General features: G+C 41.5%; 21 protein-coding genes. 7 read left to right on the forward strand and 14 right to left on the reverse strand.

The genetic code is table 11. The annotated features are described in order from the left end of the window. The first annotated feature begins 229 nt into the window (after positions 1-229). Entirely contained in the window at positions 230-3,979 is a 3,750-nt protein-coding gene (locus FGG15_RS03235) for a tetratricopeptide repeat protein (RefSeq protein ID WP_161991912.1), read from the forward strand. Here the strand turns inward: FGG15_RS03235 and FGG15_RS03240 are convergent. From FGG15_RS03240 to FGG15_RS03265, 6 genes are all read right to left on the reverse strand, one after another. Beyond that, positions 3,976-5,028 (reverse strand): hypothetical protein, encoded by a 1,053-nt coding sequence (locus FGG15_RS03240; RefSeq protein ID WP_138833158.1) that lies wholly within the window; start codon positions 5,026-5,028, stop codon positions 3,976-3,978. The two genes, FGG15_RS03235 and FGG15_RS03240, sit on opposite strands and share 4 nt — an antisense overlap. A 12-nt stretch (positions 5,029-5,040) precedes the next feature. Next, positions 5,041-5,838 (reverse strand): HNH endonuclease, encoded by a 798-nt coding sequence (locus FGG15_RS03245; protein WP_138833160.1) that lies wholly within the window; start codon positions 5,836-5,838, stop codon positions 5,041-5,043. 305 nt (positions 5,839-6,143) lie between these two features. Further along, positions 6,144-7,478 carry a DUF1302 family protein gene (locus tag FGG15_RS03250; protein WP_138833162.1) on the reverse strand — a complete coding sequence of 445 codons (1,335 nt, stop codon included), beginning with the start codon at positions 7,476-7,478 and terminating at the stop codon, positions 6,144-6,146. Between the two features lie 2 nt (positions 7,479-7,480). Further along, on the reverse strand, positions 7,481-8,278 hold the full coding sequence (locus tag FGG15_RS03255) for an outer membrane lipoprotein-sorting protein (RefSeq protein ID WP_138833164.1): 798 nt from the start codon (positions 8,276-8,278) through the stop codon (positions 7,481-7,483). Positions 8,279-8,283: 5 nt separating this feature from the next. Further along, on the reverse strand, positions 8,284-10,611 hold the full coding sequence (locus FGG15_RS03260) for an efflux RND transporter permease subunit (protein WP_138833166.1): 2,328 nt from the start codon (positions 10,609-10,611) through the stop codon (positions 8,284-8,286). Positions 10,612-10,656: 45 nt separating this feature from the next. Next, positions 10,657-11,091, reverse strand: a complete 435-nt coding sequence (locus tag FGG15_RS03265; RefSeq protein ID WP_138833168.1) for a MarR family winged helix-turn-helix transcriptional regulator — start codon at positions 11,089-11,091, stop codon at positions 10,657-10,659. 237 nt (positions 11,092-11,328) lie between these two features. Here FGG15_RS03265 and FGG15_RS03270 point away from each other — a divergent pair, with 237 nt between their 5' ends. Next, positions 11,329-11,730 (forward strand): hypothetical protein, encoded by a 402-nt coding sequence (locus FGG15_RS03270; protein ID WP_138833170.1) that lies wholly within the window; start codon positions 11,329-11,331, stop codon positions 11,728-11,730. Positions 11,731-11,776: 46 nt separating this feature from the next. Here FGG15_RS03270 and FGG15_RS03275 read toward each other — a convergent pair whose 3' ends face one another. Both FGG15_RS03275 and FGG15_RS03280 read right to left on the reverse strand, forming a co-directional pair. Beyond that, complete coding sequence (locus tag FGG15_RS03275) at positions 11,777-12,442, reverse strand: ion channel (RefSeq protein ID WP_138833172.1); 666 nt, start codon at positions 12,440-12,442, stop codon at positions 11,777-11,779. 1 nt (position 12,443) lies between these two features. Then, positions 12,444-13,616 carry a PQQ-dependent sugar dehydrogenase gene (locus FGG15_RS03280; RefSeq protein ID WP_138833174.1) on the reverse strand — a complete coding sequence of 391 codons (1,173 nt, stop codon included), beginning with the start codon at positions 13,614-13,616 and terminating at the stop codon, positions 12,444-12,446. Between the two features lie 384 nt (positions 13,617-14,000). On the opposite strand from FGG15_RS03280, the gene FGG15_RS03285 reads away from it, so the two are divergent. Both FGG15_RS03285 and FGG15_RS03290 read left to right on the forward strand, forming a co-directional pair. Then, positions 14,001-14,510, forward strand: a complete 510-nt coding sequence (locus FGG15_RS03285; protein ID WP_138833177.1) for a hypothetical protein — start codon at positions 14,001-14,003, stop codon at positions 14,508-14,510. An 83-nt stretch (positions 14,511-14,593) separates the two neighbouring features. Beyond that, positions 14,594-15,328, forward strand: a complete 735-nt coding sequence (locus FGG15_RS03290; protein WP_138833179.1) for a LytR/AlgR family response regulator transcription factor — start codon at positions 14,594-14,596, stop codon at positions 15,326-15,328. A 79-nt stretch (positions 15,329-15,407) separates the two neighbouring features. Here FGG15_RS03290 and FGG15_RS03295 read toward each other — a convergent pair whose 3' ends face one another. Beyond that, positions 15,408-15,980 carry a DUF4251 domain-containing protein gene (locus tag FGG15_RS03295; protein ID WP_138833181.1) on the reverse strand — a complete coding sequence of 191 codons (573 nt, stop codon included), beginning with the start codon at positions 15,978-15,980 and terminating at the stop codon, positions 15,408-15,410. 112 nt (positions 15,981-16,092) lie between these two features. Here FGG15_RS03295 and FGG15_RS03300 point away from each other — a divergent pair, with 112 nt between their 5' ends. Beyond that, positions 16,093-18,321, forward strand: a complete 2,229-nt coding sequence (locus tag FGG15_RS03300) for a carbohydrate binding family 9 domain-containing protein (protein ID WP_202619523.1) — start codon at positions 16,093-16,095, stop codon at positions 18,319-18,321. Positions 18,322-18,338: 17 nt separating this feature from the next. Here FGG15_RS03300 and FGG15_RS03305 read toward each other — a convergent pair whose 3' ends face one another. Continuing rightward, on the reverse strand, positions 18,339-19,529 hold the full coding sequence (locus tag FGG15_RS03305) for an MFS transporter (protein WP_138833184.1): 1,191 nt from the start codon (positions 19,527-19,529) through the stop codon (positions 18,339-18,341). 80 nt (positions 19,530-19,609) lie between these two features. On the opposite strand from FGG15_RS03305, the gene FGG15_RS03310 reads away from it, so the two are divergent. Further along, positions 19,610-20,185 carry a Crp/Fnr family transcriptional regulator gene (locus tag FGG15_RS03310; RefSeq protein ID WP_138833186.1) on the forward strand — a complete coding sequence of 192 codons (576 nt, stop codon included), beginning with the start codon at positions 19,610-19,612 and terminating at the stop codon, positions 20,183-20,185. Position 20,186: 1 nt separating this feature from the next. Here the strand turns inward: FGG15_RS03310 and FGG15_RS03315 are convergent, their stop codons facing one another. Together FGG15_RS03315 and FGG15_RS03320 are read right to left on the reverse strand one after the other, a co-directional pair. Then, the gene (locus FGG15_RS03315) at positions 20,187-21,104 is read right to left on the reverse strand and encodes an EamA family transporter (protein ID WP_138833188.1); all 918 of its coding nucleotides are present in this window, start codon (positions 21,102-21,104) and stop codon (positions 20,187-20,189) included. A 119-nt stretch (positions 21,105-21,223) separates the two neighbouring features. Then, on the reverse strand, positions 21,224-21,553 hold the full coding sequence (locus tag FGG15_RS03320) for a hypothetical protein (protein ID WP_138833190.1): 330 nt from the start codon (positions 21,551-21,553) through the stop codon (positions 21,224-21,226). Between the two features lie 194 nt (positions 21,554-21,747). Here FGG15_RS03320 and FGG15_RS03325 point away from each other — a divergent pair, with 194 nt between their 5' ends. Continuing rightward, positions 21,748-22,260: a YceI family protein gene (locus FGG15_RS03325; RefSeq protein WP_138833192.1), complete on the forward strand. Its 513-nt coding sequence runs from the start codon at positions 21,748-21,750 to the stop codon at positions 22,258-22,260. A gap of 244 nt (positions 22,261-22,504) precedes the next feature. Here FGG15_RS03325 and FGG15_RS03330 read toward each other — a convergent pair whose 3' ends face one another. After that, entirely contained in the window at positions 22,505-22,936 is a 432-nt protein-coding gene (locus FGG15_RS03330; RefSeq protein ID WP_138833194.1) for a hypothetical protein, read from the reverse strand. Between the two features lies 1 nt (position 22,937). After that, positions 22,938-23,189 carry an acyl carrier protein gene (locus FGG15_RS03335; RefSeq protein WP_138833196.1) on the reverse strand — a complete coding sequence of 84 codons (252 nt, stop codon included), beginning with the start codon at positions 23,187-23,189 and terminating at the stop codon, positions 22,938-22,940. Between the last annotated feature and the right edge of the window lie 5 nt (positions 23,190-23,194).

The following is a 23,194-nucleotide window of genomic DNA, read 5'->3' on the forward strand; positions in this document are numbered from 1 at the left end:
TCCAGATTGGTGTATACAAATTACTGATGCCATTGCATGTTACTGTATTATGGAAAGTGGAAAATTGAACTTGAACTTGAACTTTGTCTTAGATCAAGTGATGAAAAAAGGAAATCTTATAGGACTACGGCCTATAATTCAATCATAGCCTAGGTTATACCTCTAAAAATAATGGGAATCCTACGCATGCGCCCACAATTTTTGTACATTGAAGACAAAACAACCTCCCGTGACAACCGATTTAATCAACAAGGGCATACAAAGCTATAACGCGGGCAATTATGACGAGGCCATTACTTATTTCTCGCAAGCTGCTGCCCAAGACCCTTCCAATGCCAGTTGTTATGGTAATCTGGGCTCCTGTTATCACATGAAAAAGGACTACCCGCAAGCCATTACCCATTTTCAAAAGGCCCTATCACTCAATTCAAACCATGTGCCGGCCCTTAAATCCCTGGGCAATGTGTATTTTGAAACCCATAAGGACGATGAAGCTTTGGAATGCTATGAAAAAGCCATTGCCTTGGAGCCTTCAGATGCCAACACCCATCATTACTTGGGAGTGATCTACGCCAACAAACAGATATATACAAAGGCTGCCCAATCTTATGAAAAAGCTACCCTTCTGGCTCCCAAGCCGGAAACTTATAATGAGTTGGCCAATGCGCATTTCAAAATGTTTGAATTTGATATTGCTGCCAATTTCTTTGAAAAGGCCATGAACCTTAAACCATCGGACCCGCTCTACCAAAACAATCTTAAAACAGCAAGAGAAGCCCATACCAATTTTTCTGTAGACCTTCCTAAACTACGTTCACAGCAGTTTAATGAAAAAGGAAATTCCTATCACCGAAGTGGTGAGTTTGACCAGGCCATTTTTTATTACCAAAAAGCAACCCTAGAAGCACCCAATGACCCTGTATTACAGCGTAATTTAGCAGGAAGTTATACAGCTCAAAAAAATGATGAGGGTGCCCTACCCGCATATCAAAGGGCGGTTGAAATTGACCCTAATGACGGTAACACCTATAACGACTTGGGTTGTTGTTTAATACGATTAAACCGATTTAGGGAAGCCATTGAAGCTTTTGACAGGGCATTGAACATTGACCCAAACAACACCTATTACCGTCAAAATATAGATTATGCCAGACAGCAGGACCAGTTGAGTCCCGATCAGATAGATACCCTGAAAGAAGCCACCAAGTTGAATCAAATTGGAACGGATCTTTTTAGCCAAGCCAAGTACCAGGAAGCTTTAGGGTATTACCAAAGGGCGGTGGACCTTAATCCCAATGATGCCATTCTTATATTTAACCTGGCCAACGCCCTATTCAACCTTGGGAGGCAGGAAGAAAGTCTACCATATCTGAAAAGGTCATTGGAGCTGGACCCAAAAAACCTTCCTGCCCTTAATTTGATGGGCAATATACAAACCCATTTTAAACAATTTGACGAGGCCATTGCCACGTATAACAAGGCATTAGAATTCAAAGATGATGCCGAAGCCTATAACAATCTGGGCAGTTGTTATTTTTCCATGCACCAATATGGTACAGCATCCGAATACTTTCAGAAGGCCCTTGACCTAAGTCCAGACAGTGAGATTTACAAGACCAACGTTCAAATAGCACGATCGAATGATAAGATCTACAGTGGGCTACCACCAGAGGTTGTAAAGGAAGCCATGGCTTTAAACCAACAAGCCATGAACGCATACAACCAAAAAGATTACTCCTTGGCAATTACATTATTTGGGAAATATTTGGAACAGCTACCGAATGATCCCTTGGGCAATTACAATCTGGCCACTGCCTATCACGCCCAAAGAGCTTTTGATGCATCCATTGATTATTATGAAAAAGCCCTTAAGCTGGATCCAAGCTATGCGGATGCAGCCAATGCGTTAGGCAATGCTTTTAGGGACAAGGGTGATTTCAAAAAGGCAACAGCAGCTTATGAAAAGGCTCTTCAAATCAATGCTACGCATGCAGCGACCCATAAAGATATGGGGTTCCTGTTCTTTAAACAGGATGAATTCAAAAAAGCCATAGAGCACTATCTAAAGGCCTCGGAGTTGATGCCAGATTCCCATGATATACATAACCAATTGGGTTTCTGCTATTTTAAATTGTATGGGTTTACCAAATCCGCTTCACATTTTCAAAAGGCTGCCGATTTGGATCCGTCCAACACCACCTATAAAGACAACCTGAATGCCGCCTTAGCGGAAAAGGAAAAACATGGAGATGAGCTGGATATGTCCGACAAGCCTTCCTTGGATGAAGTCATGAAAGAGGTAACTGCCATGATTGGCCTAAACAACATTAAACAAGACATTGATACCCTTACGAAGTTCACCAAAATTGAGAAATTAAGACGGGAAAAGGGTCTTTCCAAAAATCCCATTAGCATGCATACGGTTTTTCTGGGGCCTCCTGGTACTGGAAAGACCACCGTGGCCAGATTACTAGGGAAAATCTACCATGCCCTTGGTGTGTTATCCAGTGGTCATGTAGTAGAAGTGGACAGATCACAATTGGTAGCCTCCTTTGTGGGGCAAACAGCCCAAAAAACCAATGAAATTATCGATCAAGCTCTTGGTGGGATACTATTTATTGATGAGGCCTACACTTTAAACAAAGGTGACTCTGTGGATTATGGAGTGGAGGCCATCGATACACTTCTGAAGCGAATGGAAGATGACCGGGACAAATTAATGGTCATAGTGGCGGGGTATCCCCTACCCATGCATAACTTTTTGGAAACCAATCCTGGTTTACGGTCTAGATTTAATCGCTATTTTAATTTCATTGACTACAAACCAGAAGAGTTACTTGATATTTTCAAGCTGTTCTGTTCCAACAATTCCATGTCCATACACGATGATGCAAAACAAAAGCTGTTTAGATACTATACGTATCTGCATGAAACCAAGGACGAAACCTTTGGCAATGCAAGAATGGTACGCAATTCGTTCGAAAAGATTATTCAAGCACAGTCATTAAGATTGGCAGATTATGGCCATATCCCTGATGATGTTCTTTCCACATTGACCTTAAAGGATGTGGACAACGCCCTGGTGGGCGAATTCCAGGAAACAACGGAAGAATCTTTGGAAGAAGTACTGGAAGAAGTCCAAAAACTGGTGGGTCTCAACAATGTAAAACAAGAAATAAATGCCTTAATCAACTTTATTAAGGTGGAAAAAATGAGATCGGAACAAGGCATGTCACCAACCAAGCTATCCCTCCATTTCGTATTCCAAGGCTCACCTGGAACAGGTAAAACTACGGTTGCTCGATTACTGGGGCGTATTTTTAAGGCTATGGGAATCATTGGCAAAGGACATGTAATTGAGGTGGATCGCTCCAACCTTATTGGACAATATGTTGGGCAAACCGCTCCAAAAACAAATGAAGTTATAGATTCGGCCTTGAATGGAGTGTTATTCATTGATGAAGCCTATACCTTAAACTCTTCTGGAGGAGGTACCGATTTTGGAGGAGAGGCCATAGCTACTCTCCTCAAACGTATGGAAGATGACCGGGACAGGCTAATCGTTGTAGTGGCAGGGTATAAACATGACATGGATACTTTTATTAAATCCAACGCCGGTCTACAATCGCGATTTAACCGATATCTTGATTTTACAGATTATACCCCCGAGGAATTGTTGCAGATATTCCATTTTTTCTGTTCATCCAACAATTATACCCTTGACGAGCAAAGTGAGCTGGCCTTGGCTTCATTTTTTACCCAGATTTACCAGAATAGGGATAGTAATTTTGGCAACGGCCGTTTGGTTCGCAACGTTTTTGAAAAGATTGTAGAGACCCAGGCCAACCGCATCTCAGGCGAATCCAACATCAGTAATGAGGCGTTGGTTGGGATTACCGATGTTGATGTTCAAAAAGCCTTGTCCCAGTTTACAGTTCCCAAAAAAGAAGGTAGAAAAGGTATTGGTTTTTTGGATTAAAAACTACTATCCAATCTGAGTATTGTATTCTGTTCTCCGGACAAAATAGGTTTTTGAACACTTGAGTTTCCGATATAATGGATGCTGAACAATCCATTTTTTTCCTTTTCTGAAACTCCCAAACCTTTATCCTCCCTGACCCCGAATTTAACCCCGGTTTTCTTTTGCAGACCACGAGCTATTTCATTTGCTTTCTCTCGATTTCCGGGCTTGTAATAAAGAATTGTAGGTGAGTCAGAAAAGAAGGACAATCTTTTATTCTTATCAGGCAAAACATTGACATGAAATCCTTCATCGACCAAAGAAGTTGCTATTTTATTCTTGACAATGACATCTGGCCGATACGAATATAGTTTGATGTTGTATTTACTATTTCTCTTGGTGTTTTCATCTACTCTTTCGTACCCAATTTCAATGGAGTTGTCCTTGTATTTGTATCCCATAAAAAAAGGTTTGACCTCATAAATCTCAAGTCCATTTTTTCTAAGGTTTTGCACTAAAGTATCCACAACCGACCTCCGAACCAATTTGCCATAATACACTGTGTTATTTCTCGTTTCCCTATTTTGCCCTGGGGTCTTTCTAACTAGGTTATATTGGGCAAAGTTCAGACCATTCACCGTTCTTTCAACAATGCCGCCATCTGCCCTTCGTTTAAAATAATAGACATCTATACTATCCGAAACCAAGGTTAACATAGACAAGGTATCCACCTGTCGACTAAGATGGGTCAAGGCTTGTTTGGTTCTGGTGTTTTGTGTCGCGCTTAAAATTTGATTAAGCTCCTCCTTTATGGTTTCCAACTCTTGGTGGGTGTAATCCTTCTGATTATTGAGCTCTGACTGTACGTATTTTAGTTCTGACTCGTGTTCAATATTCTGTTTTTCATTTTCTACTGTAATTTCTTCATTTTCGTTGATTACTTCATTGTTCTTGGTAAACACAAATAGGACAACAATCAAAAGTGCTAAGACGGTAACCACATTCCAAATTCGAAGGGTTCGGTTTTTGGCCTCAATCTTTCTTAATTTTTCATCTATTTCCTCCATTTTTGAAAACCTTTATTTGGACTTTATTTTATCGAAATCCTCTGAAAGGATGCTATGCTGGTCCCGGGTCAGTTTGCCCTGTGGGGATTCAGATATAAATTGACGATACTTTTGCTCGATCATATAGCTCATTTCCCAACGATCTTTGGCCACCATTAAATGGGAGTAAAACGACTTGATGGGGATTGCTGGAACTATTCTCAACAATTGATATGGATTTAGTTGGTCCTTGTTTTCATAGGTTGCCACGAGAATGATAAAAATGACGAAAGCCACAAGAATCGCACTTCCAAACATAACCAAATCAAACTTTCTCTTTTTTTTGTAGTATTCCAGATTCTTGATCAGGAATCTTTTCCCGGCAGGTCCGGCAAACTTCGATTGTTCTGGATGGTTATGGACATGGATTACATTTTCAACATGGACCTTTGTAGAAATGTCAATTTTGTTCCTGGCATTTTCAGCCAATCCATCACTGATCGGAAATTTCCTTTTGCCCTGAATGTGATTCTGCTTCCAATGCATCAGGAGCTCCTTGGTATAAGTACCAAGATTGCTCGGATTATCAATCATTTTATGGTGATTTGGACACAACAAAATCAAGTTATCGTAGGAACTCCGTTGTTTATCCGTCATTTCGGGGTCAAATCGAGGCCCCTGTTTGCTCGCAGCTGATATGTGACAAATTTCCCCCAATACTGTATCCCCATCCTCAGCGATCATATTCTCAACACAGTCGGGAGCAGCACATTCGTTTCCACAAAGGGAAAACAATTTTTTGATATCGGTTATCGAATAGTTTCTAGCCATTGGGTTTAAATTCCATCCAAATCGGAAATCAACTACTTCAAAACTTCGCCTAAATCCAAAAAGTGAGCATAACAGCAAACACTGAAATACAGCACCTCTTTTAGGACAGGTCACGTTTGATTTTGAAACGCTTCATTAGAGCACCTCAGGGGGAAGTTCAATCAAGGGTAAACCCTTAGTTTAAATATACTGATTTTATCTTACAATAGATTGCATAAAAACCTTAGAATTTTTGTGGAATTTCAGCAAAATGCAGTTGCTAAAGTTTTGGTGAAGGATAACATCAAACTTGAACATATAAAGGGTCATATCCCCCACTTTAGCCCGAAAGAAATCCTGCTACGGTCCTTAAACTGCCCAAAGAGTTGGGATTCCTTCCCGTAAAAGGCATGGACATTTAGCAATAGTTGGGTATTGGTGTTGAACCAATAGCTTAGTCGCGGAGTTACATACCCGTCACCGTGATTGGTACTGTGGACCCATAGTACTTCGACCTTAAGGCTATCATTCAAAAATTCCCGACTCCCCAACAAGGTCAAGTTGGTTTCCCAACGTTCCCGATTAAAGGGACTAATGGATTCCATCACCCACTCGTTGAATATTTGTCCGCTTACCACATACTCCCCTCTAATAAAGTCCACCCCTAAAGCCGTTCTAAAGAAATCGGACTCTTCTACTCCACCTGCGGCATTGGGATTTTCCGAGATAAAATTTTGTCCAAATACGTAGGCCAACTCTCCCCGAAAAGTTGAGGGTCCAAATACCTTATTAAAGGTTCCGCCCAATAATTGTTGCCGTTCGTAAACTGGATTAATGGAAACTGTAGGAGTGCCATCAACCATCTCAAAGTTGGAGTAGAAGGCAGGGAGGTCGTCGTAATAATATAAGTAATTCAGAGAAAGGTCCCAACCTTTGGTAAATGATGTAAGCTTCACTCCAAAATCGGAATCCATAAAAAACCGTCTAGGCTTGTTAGGCGTGTTCAATTGTGAAGCAACACCTACCGGAGGGCTTGGAAAGAGACTTTTGGTAAAGAATGGCGCATCAAAATCTTGAGTGATATGATAGGTGTTATCAGGTATCCAAACCAATTGAACGCCAACATCCTTGATATCAAACTCGGCCTTTACCGACCAAAGTGGAATACGACTATCCTCAAAATCATCAAGAATAAACTCCCTGAAATTCTGTGGGTTCACCACATCCAATAATTTGATGCCATCCGTCTCGCCCCAGACTATCTGCTGTTTGCCGAAGGTTAAACCTAAACCTTCAAGCCGCGTATGGTAATACAGTTCCCGAAGCTCCAAATGGGTATGCTTGTCCAAAAATAACCTTTGGTTAAAATTCCCTACGGTATGCTGATCGGGGATGCCCGCTTCTAGATTATCCATGAACTCGCTATACACCTGTCCACGGAATACCAGCTTAGAGCGTCTATTGAATTTATACGTTATCTCTGGTTTAATGATCCATTCCGACTTCTGCAATTGACCAGAATCAAATTCGTAGGAGGTTTCTGTTGCAACCACCAAACTAGGGTTCAACTTGTCCCAAAACGTTTTCCTGGGCTGCTCCTGTGCTAAGCCCAATAGGCCCAGCAGCAGGAACAACTTCGGAAGTATGTTTGAAATTTTCATGACTACAACCCGTCAACTAATGCCTCTTCCGTAAAATAGTCATCACTTAAATCAGTGCTGTAGTCAATATCTTCAAAGCGGAATACCGTTTTGTGTTTGGTCTTGTGATTCTGCACATCAATTCGATGCAAAGTCCAAATTCCCTGTACTTTTCTGATATCAGTTACGTGTACCGTCTTTAATGGATTGCCAGCAATGTCCCAACTCTCGGACTTGCGCATCATCCAAATGTTGGCATCCACCCAGAATTTGCCCTTGCTGTAGCCCAATTCCTTTGCGGTAGCTTCATCCTTCGGGGTAGCTTCAAGCACATAGCATTCTTGGCCATCCACCTGTTCTATACCTATGGTCTTGTAATTATAGTCGTCCCTACTGATTTTGGTTTCCAATTTAATGTCCTCGTAGGTCAAATCCGTTCCCAAAAAGTAATCCCCCCGGTTAGAAGCCGAGATTCTTCTTGTTTTTCGAAGCGCTGGAAGGTACAACCACTGATCATCATCCACTTCGGCATCGGGGTAATCATAGGTCAAAAATGCGGTCCCTTTTACACTTGTGGGTGTTTCATAGAAAATGATCAAGCGACGTTCTTCCCCAAAATATTTTCGGAGCGCTGTAGTTTCCCTGACCCGGGTCTTGCCTCGTTTGTCCGTGAGTTCCATGATGAGTTTTCGTTTTACGGAATTCCCTTCATTCCGTGCATAGGTTTGCTCCGCAATGGATTGTCCATCCGGTAAACTTTGTCCTTGAACAAATCCGATAGCCAACAAAAAGGCCATCATTGTTATCGTGTTGAATTTCATAATGTTTAATTTTTATGTGTGATGAAAAATTTTGGTTTTGCCAATAGAATGATGGCAGGTAAGATGGTCATGCTACCAATGAAGCTGACCATAACGGCCACGGCCACTAGGAAGCCAAATCGGTTCAACGGTGGTACGGCGCTGGTCATGAGCACACCAAAACCGAGGGTCAGTGCCAAAAAGTTGAACAATAAGGCCCTCCCCGCTGATTTAAAGAATTCCTGAAATGCCTGTTGTAGGGAAAGTCCTTTTTCCGCTAGAAGATATTTGAATCGGTCCACGGTATGCACTGCAAAATCAACCCCTACTCCAATGGCAATAGCAGCGAACATGGACGTACCTACGGCCAACCATATATCGAGCACGCCCATGACGGTGTAGATGAACAATACCGAAATCAATACAGGCACAATGGTAAGTACACCCCCCGCCATGGACCGAAAGCTCAATGCAGCGACAATTAGAACAACCAGTAGCGCAACTATAGCCCCTGTAAAGTGGTTTTGTCCCAGTTTGCCTATCCAGTGCACATCAAGGGCCACTTTCCCACTTTGGGTTGCCTTAATGGTGGGTGTATTGAAATTTGCGTCTAGATAATCTTGCGTTTTCTCCACGATTATCTTTTCATCCAGGTATTCCCCAGAGTTTATCCGGAATCTTACGTTGGCCAAACGGTAATCATAATCCACATAATTATCAAAGTCCGTTGGATTCCCGCTAGCGGAATACAAAAGGAAAAACTGACTGATCAGAGCTTCGTCATCAGGGATAGTATAATATTCCGCATTATCCTCATTTACAGACTGGTGCATCTTTTTAACAAAATCAACAATTGAAGTACTCCCTTGTACTTTGGGCAGGGTCTCCACATGACGCTGTAAAGCCTCAATTTTTTTGAGATTGTGGGGTTGGAAAATGTCCTCGGTTCCCGGGGTCTCGATTAATACATCCAAATAACTGGTACCTTCAGTTTTAGAATTGATTACTGCATCCGCTTGAACAATGGGTTCGGTACTTTGAAAGTTGGCGATTCTATCTTCATTGACTTTGAGCTTAAGCGCCCCAAAAAACCCTAACACAACAATCAATACTGCGGATACAAGTATGGTTCTGGGCCTGTTATATACAAAATCTCCAAGTCCCGACATGAATTTGCCAAAGCCGTCAATGGTATTGGCAGATTCGAACGCCTTGCTCATTTGCGGTTTTAATAACATCAAGGCCGATGGAATCATAAACAATGCATACACAAGTGCCGTTGCAACCCCAATGCCGCCGAACACTCCAAAGAAGGCCATTGGTGGCATGTAGGAAGAAAATACAATGGACATAAATCCGGCGATGGTGGTAATGGAGGTAATGGTAATGGGTCGCCACATGCTCAACATGGTGTTGACCACCAATTCCTTTTGACTCAACCCTGGATGTTTGGCTGCTAACTCGTAGTACTCACCCATAATGTGGATACCATCTGCTACGGCAATGGCAATAAGGACCACAGGCAGTCCGTTGGTGATGACGTAGAAGTCCACTCCAAAAAACGCCATCAAACCTAATGCAATTCCAACCGATGCCAGAACCATTAGATTTGGAATGACCACTCCCCTAACCGTTCTGTATGCAAAAATGAGAATGAAGGCAATGACCAAACCTGCAAAGGGATTGGTTCGCATAGCATCCTCATCAATGTATTTGATAAGGTAACCGCTTACAGCACCTTCCCCTGCCAAATAGAAGTCATGGTTGTCATGTTGGTAGTCTGCCAATAGCGCTTGGAGGGAATTGTAAACTTCATGCTGTTTTAGGTCATAACTGTCCAACATCTCGGCAATGACCAAGGTGGTTGTTTTATCCTTGGAAACCAGACTGCCCTTATACAATTCAAAATTGTCTATGGCTTGGGAAACAGCTTTGGCATTGGAATTGGTAAGTTCTTCGGATTCAAAGAATGGCTCCACCAAAATTCCAAAGTCCGTTCCCACCACATTATTTTCTGTGGATAGACTCCGAACCTGGTCCGGATCAATGCCAGGGATTTTCTTTAGCTTTTCACTAAGGTCATCCACAATTCCGAGGGATGTTGGATTAAATATTCCCTTATCATTTTTAATTGCAATGACCATGGGGTCTTTTAAACCAAAGGTTTCCTTGATCGCGTTACGCTGAATCAACACGGAATCCTGGGGTGGTAAAAAAGCTTCGTAACGGGTGTCCTTGGTCAACTTGGGTAAAGAGACCACGGAAACAACGAACGCCGCAAAGCTTAGGATCAGAATGGGTTTGTAGTGTGATGTAACCCAATTAAAAAATGCTTGTGCCCTTTTTGTTTTCATTTTGATTGCTTTAATGTAGTATATACAACTTTATAATTAAAAAATTTATGTTCTCATTTTAGTTTCCAGATTCCTAAGCCCATCCAATCCAGAACTACCCAGTACCCCAACCAGCTCATCCATAATACCAAGCCAAACAGGCGTAAGTGTTTCTACCATTTTATATCCTTCATCGGTGAGCTCCACGGTGGGTCTATAATCTGAGCTTCGTGACACGAAACCTCTTTTTTCCAATAGTTTAATATTTCTACTGACTGTTGACTTTTCCAAATAAAGATATTTTCCAATTCTGCCCTGCTCCACTTTCTTCATTTTACTCATGGCAAACAATATCGTCATCTGGTTTTCGGTTATATCAAAATCCACTAGGTGTTGCCTAAAATGGCTATCCACCATTCTGGATATCTTTCTTAACCTTGATCCAATACATTCGCTGTAATCATACTTCATGGGGCAAATATATCTATTTATATGTTGCATATACTACTTTTAACTTTTTAATAACAACTGCTGCTCGGACCTGCTTATTCCTCATCCGTCAATCCAAACCACCCATCCGTCAATTGAGCACCCTATTTCATGTCCCCTATATCGTAGTTTGATGTTACTCTATCAACATTAAATTATTTAATAGACATGAAAGTACTTCTTATTCCATTGCTCCTCTTATTTATTACAATCACCTCTTGTTCAGATAAAGAGGCATAGCAAAAACTAGTGGACACGCAACGCAAGCTTGTAGAAACTGAACAAAAATTGCTATCGGCAATCCATACAAACCATTCCAATGCCGAGCTGATTAAAATGTATGTCGAAACCGCACACAATGTAATCCATTCCTCCAATGACAGATACACTATTAGAATTGACCAAACCCAGGAAGGGAAGTTGCGATATGCAAGCTGGATGCAGCCCAAAACACCCCTGGAAAAGCCGGATATAGTCCTCTACGATGGAAAAATTGAAAAAACTGGATCTTGGGGAGTGGCAAAATATAAGTTTAGCGGGGACAATCAGTCCTTTATTGTAGAAACCGTTCCGGTTAAGCGAAGATCCAAGCTCAACCATATTTTTCTGGAAGTCTTAGAGGGCAAAACACAAAGTTCTACGGCAAAATGAAGGATTTGAATCTACCCAACTAACCATACATAACTGTGGTCCAATATTATTTTTGGGAGTGTTTGATGTATTTCTCCACCACTACCGCAGTAACAATGACCAAATAGAACTGGCCCACCAGTCCAACCAACATGGCTGCTTTTTGTGCAATGGGAATTGCTGGAACAATCTCACCATATCCAATGGTCATCAAAGTGATATAAGCATAGTACAGGATGGCTTCGCTTTTGATTTCTATTTGTTGATTTTCAAGTAAGGTGCCTTGAAATGCTCCTGGGTGTGTAAGTTCGATAGCCATAAAGAGAAAGAATGCCAAAAAACCAAGGGAAATATAGCCGCTCATCAAGCCAACGATTACCTTTCTGCTCACCAATTTGGCCTTCCAAACCTGATGGATCACATTCCAGCTTACCACAATGTAGAAAACAAAATAAATCATCAGGCGTACCAGGATATCACCCTGTGATTCTTGTCTATAAATCATGGAACTACCAAAAATAAAGGCAGATGCAGCAAAAAGAAGGATAAAAAACCAGGTGAGTTCCTTCCTTTTGGATATCATCAGAATCCCTGCCAAAATTCCCATCAAATACAATAAGGGTAACAGGGTGAATTCAAAAAAGTTCTCGGGAAAGAACAAAGACCCAAAGAGAATTGCCAATTGGGTGATGAGAAAAATCTCAAACCTATACTTGTACCACTTCTTAATCATATTATACCCCTACATAAGATACCCTATAAATGGCATCTCCATAGTCATCAGATATAAGCAGGGAACCATCTTCCAAGAATAGCAAATCTACTGGTCTGCCAAACTGCTCCTGGGTATCATCGTTCAACCAACCATCAATAAAAGGTTCATAGCTCATTGCTTCATTTCCATTGAGGGTTACCATGGTTATGCGGTATCCCACTTTGGAAGAGCGGTTCCAAGAGCCATGTTCTGCCATAAAAACCTGCCCTTTATATTGATTGGGAAACATGTCTCCTGTATTAAACTTAACCCCCAATGGAGCCACATGAGCTCCCAAGGGCTGCACCGGCGCCACAAAGTTGGCACATGGGTTTCCATCACCAAACTCAGGATCCGTAACGGTTCCTCCATGGCAATGTGGATATCCAAAATGTTGACCTATTTCCGAAGCCCGGTTGAGCTCACAAGGGGGCACATCATCCCCCATCATATCCCGACCATTGTCCGTGAACCAGAGATCCTTGGTTTCTGGATGCCAGGTAAACCCTACAGTGTTTCTTACTCCTTTCGCATAAATTTCACGATTGCTACCATCAGGATCCATACGGGTAATCGTATTGAATCGTTCATCTTCATTGGTTCTATCGCAAATGTTGCACGGAGCACCTACCGGAACATAGAGCTTGCCATCCGGGCCAAAAGCAATATACTTCCAACCATGGTGGAATTCCGTTGGATAGTCATCATAAATAACCTCTGGCTCGGGTAAACTATCCAAATTTTGTTCAATATCATTATACTTCAGCAAACGATTGACTTCAGCAACATATAAATCCCCATCCTTAAAAGCGATACCATTGGGCACTTCCAAAGTGGAGTCCAAAACCCTGACATTTTCTGCCCAAAAGTCATTATCCAAATCTTGAAGAGCGTATACGGTTTTATCATTGCGTGTACTTACGAACAGCGTTCCATCATCGCCCATGGCCATGGAACGGGCTCCATCCACCCCTTCAGCATAGACCTCTATTTTGAATCCTTCCGGTAGATTTAGGCTGTCTAATGGAAGGCTGGTCGCATGAACTCGCTCTTTGGGTTCAATTCTAGTCTCTTTCTTAGCTTCTTCTTTTTTCCCATTACACGCCATGACCAAGAGGCCCAGCATAAAAACCATCGTTTTTTTTGGTGTCATTTGTCTGATTGATATAGGTTTATGATTTATTGCTTTTGTACATGTTTGCTTCAAGTGATCTCAATATCAAGTACCCCTTGTATTCAACTGAACGTACATTCCTTAAGAACTTGATTAGAAAATAGAAGACTTTCCATTTATTAACCCTGATACTAACCGTTTGAAGCTGAATGCTCCCGAAAATACATAAAATTCATGGTTTCAATAAAGTCGTTTTTGGTTTTACAACTATTAAGGCGAAGACGTTGCAAAATCCTTACAAAACTCCATGAGCGGATGTAGATTTCATGACAGCCTCAAACAATTTCAGGACAAATCCTAATCTTCTTGCTCCGAGAACCCAAAAATAGCTAGTCTTTTGTGTATTCATCAAAAACAAAAACAATGGACAGAAAAACATTTCTCAAAAGAAATTTAGTCTTGGGCGGTGCTCTTACCCTGGGCCCGACTCCAATGCTGACTGCCTCAAACCAGGGGCAAAAAGAACTCTTTGGCGAAGAACTAATTACTGAATTTGTATTTGCCGCCCATAGAAGTTTGGAGGAGACCCAACAGATACTTGAGAAACACCCCCTATTGCTCAACTGTGCCAATCAATTTATCAAAGGGGACTTTGAAACGGCCGTTGGAGGTGCAAGCCATATGGGAAGAAGGGATATTGTGGATTACTTGGTATCCAAGGGAGCACGGTTGGATATCTTTAATTATGCCTTTCTTGGATACGACGATTTTGTAAAGAAAATGATTGCCGATCATCCCCATCTCTTGCGAGCCCCTGGACCGCATGGTTTCACCCTTCTTCACCATGCCCAGGTTGGTGAAAGAATGGAACTGGCCGATTGGTTGCAGTCCCAAGGCTTGACGGAAAAAATGTTTAAGGGAATATTTGACTAAAATCCAAAACGTATACTATTTAATATGTCGCTGCAAGGTTTATTTATCTTTGTTGGAGAACCTTTTATCCTATAATATTGGATATGCAAATTAAATGGAGTGAAAAAAAGTTTTACGTGCTTTCCATTGGCATTTTAATTGTCATGTTTGCACTAACACTGCTCCAGAATTTTATTCGATATCGTAATCATAGTAGTTACAGTGTTTGGATTTCCATAGTTTATCTTTCGATTTCCATTATCCTATTTATTCCGGTAATCATACTTACAGTTCGCTTGCAGCGCTACTTAAAGAACAGGTTTAGCAGAGGGTATTGGTTCCTTATTATGCTTTCCGCATTGGGTATACTGGGGCTGTTTTATCTGTTATCCAATGTGATACTACACAGTCTGGGTTATTTTGATCACTTTGTGGATGTGGAATATGCCCGGTACTACTTTGGTCGTGAAGCCCTTTACCATTTGATTTTGATAATGGGAGCCGCCGTATTTGTACAGTTTTCCAAGTCAAATACCGAAACCATTACAGTTTACAAGGGACGCAAAAAGATTACCATGCCATTGTCCCTTATACATTGGATTGAGGCGGAGGGACATTATTTGAATTTTTATACCGAGTCGGATTCCTTTATAAAAAGGGAGCGACTGGTGTCTTTGGCAAAACAATTGGAACCTGAGTTTATCCGAATTCACAGGAAGTATTTAGTGAACCGAAATGAAATCAGTGCTACGGAAAAAGACAAGCGGGATGAATTTTTGGTGTTAAAATCAGGTAAACGATTAAAAATTGGGCAATCCTTTAAGCCCATCAACTGGTAGTTTCAGCTAGAGACAAAGGAAATCCATTCGTCCAAAGTTCTTAATAAACGAACAGAGAGCTTCTTTGAATTGTTGTGTGTTAATTCAGTTCAGCTTCTTCATCAAGTGCCGATACCTCTCCAGTATACGTAATGGTCTGTCTATGGGTACTGTTCACGTTGATGGTACCACCCATTCCCGGAAAAATCTTGGCAAACACGGTATAGGATTCCGTATCATTATCCACATTGAAATTTAGGCTGTAACCTTGTGTCTTGGGATCTTTAATGAGTTCCAAATCTTTGGCGAGCCCATCAAATTGAATGGCATTGTTAGTGTTGCCATATCCGGTGACCATATTACGCTCTCCATAATATGGTAAATAAGCAGATACGCTATCTCCTATTACCCGTAAATATGCCGGATTTCCCAATAGATTGATTTGGCCTGCAGTATTTCCTGGTGCCAACAAGCCCGAATTGGCAATACTGGCCATACTATTGGTCAACAAGGGTCGCGCCCATTCGGCTCTGAACTCCAACTTTCCATTTTCCACCAACTCCTGCAAGGCCAGTTTATCTGCCTCGCTGACTTGAACAGTTTTGTTGGTGGCGCCACAACCCAGCAAAAGGATTATAAAGAGGCTCCCAACTACATTTTTTATCATTTTCATCTTCTCAACTTTTTATCATTCAATAAGATACGAATACAATTTCTTATTTCAATAGTACACAAAAATTATTCCAAGATTAGCACTATATTTACTTTCAACCAGACCTCATTTTATGAACCCTATTTGTTCAAAAGTACTTGTACTTTTTTTGACCTTCCTGTCTTTTCCCGCCGTTTTTGCACAAATAACCCAACCCTTGGATTCTCTTGGTGATAGACCAGAGTTCAGAGCATTTAATTTGGCGCAAGATCCCATTGTGGATGGGGAAATCATCAATGACCCCATTTGGCAAATGGTTCCGGCCATTGACAATTTGGTTCAACTAAGACCTAACTATGGACAACCGGTTTCCGAGAAAACAGTCATTCGCGTGGCTTACAGTAAAAGTACATTCTATGTGGCCGTGGTCTGTCATGATTCAGAACCAGAAAAAATAGTCGTATCGGATTCCAGAAGGGATGCGGACTTAAACGATGAAGACAGCTTTTTGTTCATTATTGACACGTATCACGATCGTCAAAATGGTTTTTTGTTCGGAACCAATGCACAAGGGATGGAGTATGATGCACAAATAGACAATGAGGGCAAAGGCAACTTCAATGCCAATAGACAGCAAGGTGGCGTAATTGGGGGAACCAATATTAACTGGGATGCCTCTTGGACGGTTAGAACACAAATTGGAGATTATGGGTGGAGTGCCGAATTCGCCATACCCCTTCGTTCCCTCCGCTTTGCCTCCGGCACCAACAAGACATGGGGCTTGAATTTTAGAAGAAACATTAGTAAGAATACAGAAACGGCCTATTGGACATCTTTACCCCTTGGTTTTGATATGAAAAGGCTCTCCCTTGCAGGTAAACTTACCGGTCTCAGCTTAAAAAATCCAGGCAACCTAAAGCTTATTCCCTATGTTTTGGGTCAAGTATCCAACAACAAGGCAGTGGACCCCAGTGAAACAGATACCAATTTTGAGGCTGGGGCGGATATCAAATATAGCATTACCCCTAGTTTAACTTTAGATCTTACCTACAACACCGATTTTGCCCAAGTGGAAGTGGATGACCAACAAGTAAATTTGGACCGTTTCAATCTGTTCTTTCCAGAAAAACGAGCTTTTTTCTTGGAGAATGCCGGGCAATTTAGCGTGGGGAGTCCGGGAGAAGTGGATTTATTCTTTAGTCGAAGAATAGGTATTGGTGCTGCCGGGGATTTGGTTCCGATTATAGGCGGGGCCAGATTGTCTGGAAAAGTGGGTCAGACCAATGTTGGCTTCTTAAGTATGTTTACTGATGATGTGGAAGCCGCTGGCATTGAGAAAAACAATTATACTGTTGGACGTGTCAACCATGATTTTCAAGGGACCCGATCTTCATTGGGTGGCATTTTCATCAACCGCGCTGGCTTGGGGTCCATGGACGATGATTACAACAGAGTCTTTGCCATGGATGGCAAATGGGGCATTGGGAACAAAGCTGAGGTTACGGGATTTGTGGCTAAAAGTTCCACACCAGGAATAGAGGAAAACGATCATGCTTTTAAGTTGCTGGCCAACTACAACTGGAACGGCTGGGATTTAAGAGCAGGTTACACAGAGGTTGGTGAGGGTTTTAATCCCGAAGTTGGCTTTTTACAACGTACGGCCTTCCGCAAACCTGAGTTTTTAATTTGGAAAGCCCAGCGACTCAAGAACATGGGGAATCTTTTGGAAATACGTCCCCATGTCTCCTATCGAGGTTATTGGAATTTTGATGATGAACTGATTACCGGGTTTTTACATGTAGACAACCACTGGGAGTTTAAAAGTGGTTTTGAAGTGCATACGGGTATTAATTTTACTACGGAAAGGGTATTGCAGGAATTCACCCTTTCAAATGTCACAGTTCCTGTTGGGAATTACAAAAACGAAGAATTGCAGCTGGTGTTGATTACCAATCCCAATAATGCATTTTCCCTAAGTTCCAGAACATTTATTGGGGGATATTTCAATGGCGACCGGATAACCAACAGTGGTACGGCGAATTATAGAATTGGAGACCGTTTTGTTTCCTCCTTGACATTTAGCCATAGTGATATTCAACTGGATACTGGGGATTTTACCGCCTTAGTGGGTGGGTTAAGATTGTCCTACTCCTTTACACCTAGAATATTCCTCCAAAGCTTGATCCAACGAAACAATGTTTCAGAAATAACTTCTGTAAATGCTCGTTTTGGATGGCTTCAAAATGCGAATACGGGTCTTTTTGTGGTCTTTAATATTGTTAAGGACGATAATGACCTTGACCTTTTGAACAATCAGGTTGTGACGGTAAAGTACACCCATAGGTTTGATATATTGAATTAGGAAACACCTTTTTCCAATTAAAGTCTTGTCTTCTTCATCCGTAAAAGAAGATAAAGGATTCCCAAAAAAGCCAATCCAGCACAAACAAACAAACTGATTGGAATTCGGTTGGGCATTTCGTTATAATACCAACCAGAAAGTAAGGCCCCCAGTCCAATGCCTGCCTCCAAGGCTATGAACATGGTGGCAATAGCTTTCCCTTTCTGTCCCGGTAAGCTCAAGTCTATGGTCCAGGCGTTGATTCCGGGCGAGACAATACCCATGCCCAACCCATAAATACCTGCTCCTGTTAAAAATCCAGATGTAGTGGTGATGCCCCCGATAACCATTAAGCCTATACATAAGAACAATAAGCCAATTAGAATTACACCCGTTCTCCCATACTTATCCGAGAGTTTTCCAGCAACTACCCGCACCAACAAGGAGGTTAAGGTGAACACAATAAAGAACACGCCTTTGTTGCTAAAACCAATGATTTCAGTCCAATCCGGAATCAAGGTAAGTATCACCCCAAAAGCGATGTAGGCCAAGAAGGTGATAATGGTCGCCGGAAATGCTTCTTTGGCTACAATATCCTCCTTGGAAATCCGTAGAAGTTTAGGACTGAAGTTTTGTTTGACGGTTAAGGTTTCTCCCAAGTTTAAAATGAGCAATGAGGCCAAAAATGCCATTACCGAAGAACTATAAAAAAGGACTTCATACGAGAAATGGAGTTTGATTAAACTGCCCAAGGCCGGCCCCAAGGCCAAACCCGTACTAAAAGCAATGCCTTGTATTCCCATGGCCTCCCCCAGTCTGTTGGGAGGAACAACATCCGAAACAAAGGTGGATGCCGCAGTAGGCGTAAATCCGGTTGAGAAACCGTGAAAAAGTCGAAGCAAAAGAAATCCGTACACCGTGGTCAAAACAGGATAAAGACTTCCGCAAACAACACACACCAAAGCTCCAAATAACATCACAGGTTTACGACCTATAGTATCTGTAAGCTTACCACTAAACGGTCTGGATAAGCCCGCTGTAAGCGTAAATAGGGCAATGATCAATCCAATATACCGGGCTCCGCCCATGTCACTTAGATAGGCCGGGAGCTCTGGAATCAGCATGTTATAGCTCGCCGAAAAAAACAGGGAACCCAAGCAAACCAAAATAAATTTTGGATTGTACAAGGACTGTTTTTTGACGATTAATTCTCCCTTTACTGTTGTCATCGCAATAGCTTATGCCTAATTTTAATGCAAAGTAAGATCGTGCGCTTATTACCTAAAAGGACATTTGTCCTCCTTGAAAAATGATTCGAACCAATCCTGAGTTAGCAACCTATATTCAAAGCTTATGGGCTTTGGAAGGAAGCCAAATCCTAAAAGAGGATTTTGACCCTAAAGAGGTGATTATTGAGCAAGACCGCAGGTACGGAAAAGTCCACCTGATTCGTGAAGGCATTGCCAAATGTTATATCTCAGATGAAAATGGCAAAGAGTTTATTCAAGAGTTTTTGGGCGAGGGCATGGAGTTTGGGGAACTAGAGGTTTTTGACAACTATACCACCATCTGTTCTGTGGAATCCATTACTGCGCTGAAAACTTATGCCCTCCCCCACAGCACCTACCACAAATTACTGGATACCGACCCGAAGTTCAATAAATTGATCATGAAAGCCCTGGCCAACAAAATACGGTTTAAGGCTCCTCGGCATTCCTATCAACACTCCTATCCTATTGAGGACAATCTGATTAGATTAAAAAAACTTTTTCCCGAATTTACAGAAGTGATTTCGAAAAAAGACATTGCAAATTACATTGGCATTACTCCAAGAAGCTTAAATAGGGCACTGAAGGAGCTTAAAGAAAAATCAGATTTCTTTTAAGCTATCGCTTAAAGCGCTCAAAAATCGCCAAAGTCTTTTTGGTGTTGATAAAATAAACGCCCGTAAGCAAAATGGCAGCGGCCAACACAGATTGCATACTAATTTGTTCATTTAGAAAATACCAACCCAAAAGCAAGGCCACAATGGGATTTACATAGGTGGAGGTGGCTACTTTTTCAGGAGAGACAGATTTCAACAAATAATTAAATGAGGTAAAGGCCACGATACTTCCAAAAATGACCAATAACACCATGGCCAGTTGTACTTTGCCACTCCAAACCAGTGGGGATGTCCATGTTTCCCCCAATCCCAAACTCATAAGGGCCAAGATGAATCCCCCCATGAGCATCTGGTATCCCGTATTCACAAAATAACTGGTGGGCAAATCCGCTTTACCTACAAATAAACTTCCGTAGGCCCAGCTCAGCATACCCGCGAAAATGGCAATCATGCCCATTACAGAGCCTTCTTTGGTTATCACCTCCTTTTGGCTGACCAAAAGATAAATCCCCAGTATGCCAAGCACCACGCCCACCACGGACATAGGTTTAATCTTTTTGCCCTGCAACAAGCGCATCAAAATCAAAACAACCAAAGGTTGGGCGGAGATTTCCAATGCTGCAAATCCAGAATCTACGTAGCGAAGTGCCCAAACCACTACCCCGTTCCCAATACCCAAAAAGAGAAAACCGGCGATGATGGTATTGCCCAACTGTTTTTTAGTAATGGCCACAGAAATGCCCATAAGCCTTGCTATGCCAAAAATGAGGAGTCCTGCCACCACAAAACGATAGGCTGCCAACATAAACGGGGGAATCTCCATTACTGCCATTTTATTGAGCATGTAGGTAGAGCCCCAGATGACATAGATTGCAAAAAAGGCAAGTATGATCAGGGTGGTGTTTGAAGTTTTTCCCATAGCGCCTAGGTCGGTAATTATACTACAATATTACAGCTATTTGGGACAGTGAAAAACTAAATTGCGTATAAGTTTTATCCAGAAAAATTGGGTGGAAAAAGCTTTTGGAGGGGCGGCTTTTAGGAATATTGGTCGGTGGCCAAGAGATAGGCCGCGATATCCTTCTCCAGCTTTTTAAAACGCTCCAAATGCAATTGGATATCCGCCTTTAAACTTTTGGCCTCTCCTCTTTTTTGTTTGATCAAGTCCATAATCCTGTTTTGCTGTCCTGCGTAGGTTTTAAAACTTTGCTTCAGTTCATAGAGTTTCTCAAAACAGGAGTAATCTCGAGGTTCGCAGGTATAGGAATTAATTTTTTTGGTAAGCCGTTGAATGATGTTGTTGTTTCGTTCCATGCGAACCAACAAATCTTGAATGGAATCCTTGCTATTTTTGGTCAAGTTTGCCATGCCATTTTGTTTACCATTTTAGAACCATCTAAATGCTACCATTAAGTTAGTAATTATCTTACATTTTTCCACCTATACACTTATAATTTGCCATAATTTAACATTGGGAACCGATTGGAACCCTAGTTTAGATGAATGCGCCAAACCTAATGCCATTGATAAGGTTTTTGCTATTTTTAGACTAAAAGCCTGTTATGCGATTGATTTCCTTACTTCTTGTATTGACCTTCGGTATTCAAGGAATACTGCTAAACGCTCAGAGCCCGCAGATTCAAAATGCGGAGATTCGTTTTGAGTTTGTGTCTAAAGAAGTGAAGGGCACCATTGCCGGATTTGAATCCGAGTCTGTAATTAATTGGGAACATCCAGAAAAATCGATTTTTAAGGGCAGGGTACAATCCAAAACCCTGGACACCAATAATGGCCTACGGAATTGGTCTTTGAGGAGCGGCAAGTACTTTGATGCCAAAGACCATCCTTATATTTCTTTTGAAAGCACCAAGGTAACTCCAAATGGGAATCAATGGGTGGTAAAGGGCGAACTTACCATTAAGTCTACCACTAACCCGGTATCCATAATCTTCAAAAAGGAGGACAAAAAGTTGGTAGGTACATTTTCCTTGTATTCTATAGATTATGGGATAAAAATCAAAAAGCAGCGGGAGGATAATTTGGTGAAAGTGCAATTAGAACTGGAGGTTGAGTAATCTGTTTTCAGTCTTCAGTCTACAGTTAACAGTAAACGGTTTACAGCATTTTTATCATTTAACCTTTTGAACTTGATACTTGGACTGTGTTTAGCATATTGGAATGTTCGATAGTTCGATTTATGGATAACTCAAAACTCAGAATTCAGAACTCATAACTTTTGAACTTGATATTTGAACTTGAACTTCAGCGTAGCAATTTTCAAATTTGAATTTTCAATTTTTAATTGACCAGACCCAAGACTTATTGCTTCCTGCCAAATAATGCTGCATAAATTTTCACGACCAGCCAATTCCCGAGCGGAAAATAGAGCGCAAAGAACAGCGCCATTCCCAAACTAAAATTGCGAATGTTGAAGAGCTGGTCCAAAATATTGTCCGGATACGCATACGAAGTTTGAAGAGCGTACCCGCTAAATTCCAACAGACCCATGGCCACAAGACCATAGGCGTATTGCATGTGAAACGGAAGCCCACGGAGGATCAATGAAATGGGAACCATGAACAAAATATAGCAGGTGATTACTTGCCACCAATAGGTGAACTTGGCAATTTGAACCTGCTCCCCAAACCAGTCCATACCCATGCCCCAAGTGAAGTAGACCAAACAGTACGTGAGCAGCAATCGCTTATCCACATTTACTTTTTGCAAGATAAAATTCCAGAATTCCTTCATCTTATTTGGCTTCTAATTTGGCTTGAATAATCTGTTGTGCATCTGCCATGGTTTGCATTCCGTCCATGTCCTCATTTTCCAGCATAATGTCAAATGCATCTTCGACATCCAACACAATGTCCACCAAATTGGCAGAGTTGATATTTAGCTCCTCCAGAAAATTACTTTCCAATTGAATAGCTTCCGAAGAAACATCATCTGGTAAATAATTGCTCACTATTTCCTTGAGTTTTACAAAGTGTTCTTCTTTCACATAGC

Origin of the sequence: Flagellimonas algicola, assembly GCF_005937185.1 — a bacterium.
In the GTDB taxonomy this organism is placed as follows: Bacteria; Bacteroidota; Bacteroidia; order Flavobacteriales; family Flavobacteriaceae; genus Flagellimonas; species Flagellimonas algicola.

Coding starts and splice junctions, on each gene's coding strand:
- FGG15_RS03310 (WP_138833186.1), top strand. CDS start 19,610: ATGATTCGAACCAATCCTGAGTTAGCAACCTATATTCAAAGCTTATGG.
- FGG15_RS03250 (WP_138833162.1), bottom strand. CDS start 7,478: ATGAAAATTTCAAACATACTTCCGAAGTTGTTCCTGCTGCTGGGCCTA.
- FGG15_RS03330 (WP_138833194.1), bottom strand. CDS start 22,936: ATGAAGGAATTCTGGAATTTTATCTTGCAAAAAGTAAATGTGGATAAG.
- FGG15_RS03315 (WP_138833188.1), bottom strand. CDS start 21,104: ATGGGAAAAACTTCAAACACCACCCTGATCATACTTGCCTTTTTTGCA.
- FGG15_RS03280 (WP_138833174.1), bottom strand. CDS start 13,616: ATGACACCAAAAAAAACGATGGTTTTTATGCTGGGCCTCTTGGTCATG.
- FGG15_RS03255 (WP_138833164.1), bottom strand. CDS start 8,278: ATGAAATTCAACACGATAACAATGATGGCCTTTTTGTTGGCTATCGGA.
- FGG15_RS03265 (WP_138833168.1), bottom strand. CDS start 11,091: ATGCAACATATAAATAGATATATTTGCCCCATGAAGTATGATTACAGC.
- FGG15_RS03275 (WP_138833172.1), bottom strand. CDS start 12,442: ATGATTAAGAAGTGGTACAAGTATAGGTTTGAGATTTTTCTCATCACC.
- FGG15_RS03285 (WP_138833177.1), top strand. CDS start 14,001: ATGGACAGAAAAACATTTCTCAAAAGAAATTTAGTCTTGGGCGGTGCT.
- FGG15_RS03295 (WP_138833181.1), bottom strand. CDS start 15,980: ATGAAAATGATAAAAAATGTAGTTGGGAGCCTCTTTATAATCCTTTTG.
- FGG15_RS03290 (WP_138833179.1), top strand. CDS start 14,594: ATGCAAATTAAATGGAGTGAAAAAAAGTTTTACGTGCTTTCCATTGGC.
- FGG15_RS03305 (WP_138833184.1), bottom strand. CDS start 19,529: ATGACAACAGTAAAGGGAGAATTAATCGTCAAAAAACAGTCCTTGTAC.
- FGG15_RS03245 (WP_138833160.1), bottom strand. CDS start 5,838: ATGGCTAGAAACTATTCGATAACCGATATCAAAAAATTGTTTTCCCTT.
- FGG15_RS03300 (WP_202619523.1), top strand. CDS start 16,093: ATGAACCCTATTTGTTCAAAAGTACTTGTACTTTTTTTGACCTTCCTG.
- FGG15_RS03320 (WP_138833190.1), bottom strand. CDS start 21,553: ATGGCAAACTTGACCAAAAATAGCAAGGATTCCATTCAAGATTTGTTG.
- FGG15_RS03240 (WP_138833158.1), bottom strand. CDS start 5,028: ATGGAGGAAATAGATGAAAAATTAAGAAAGATTGAGGCCAAAAACCGA.
- FGG15_RS03325 (WP_138833192.1), top strand. CDS start 21,748: ATGCGATTGATTTCCTTACTTCTTGTATTGACCTTCGGTATTCAAGGA.
- FGG15_RS03260 (WP_138833166.1), bottom strand. CDS start 10,611: ATGAAAACAAAAAGGGCACAAGCATTTTTTAATTGGGTTACATCACAC.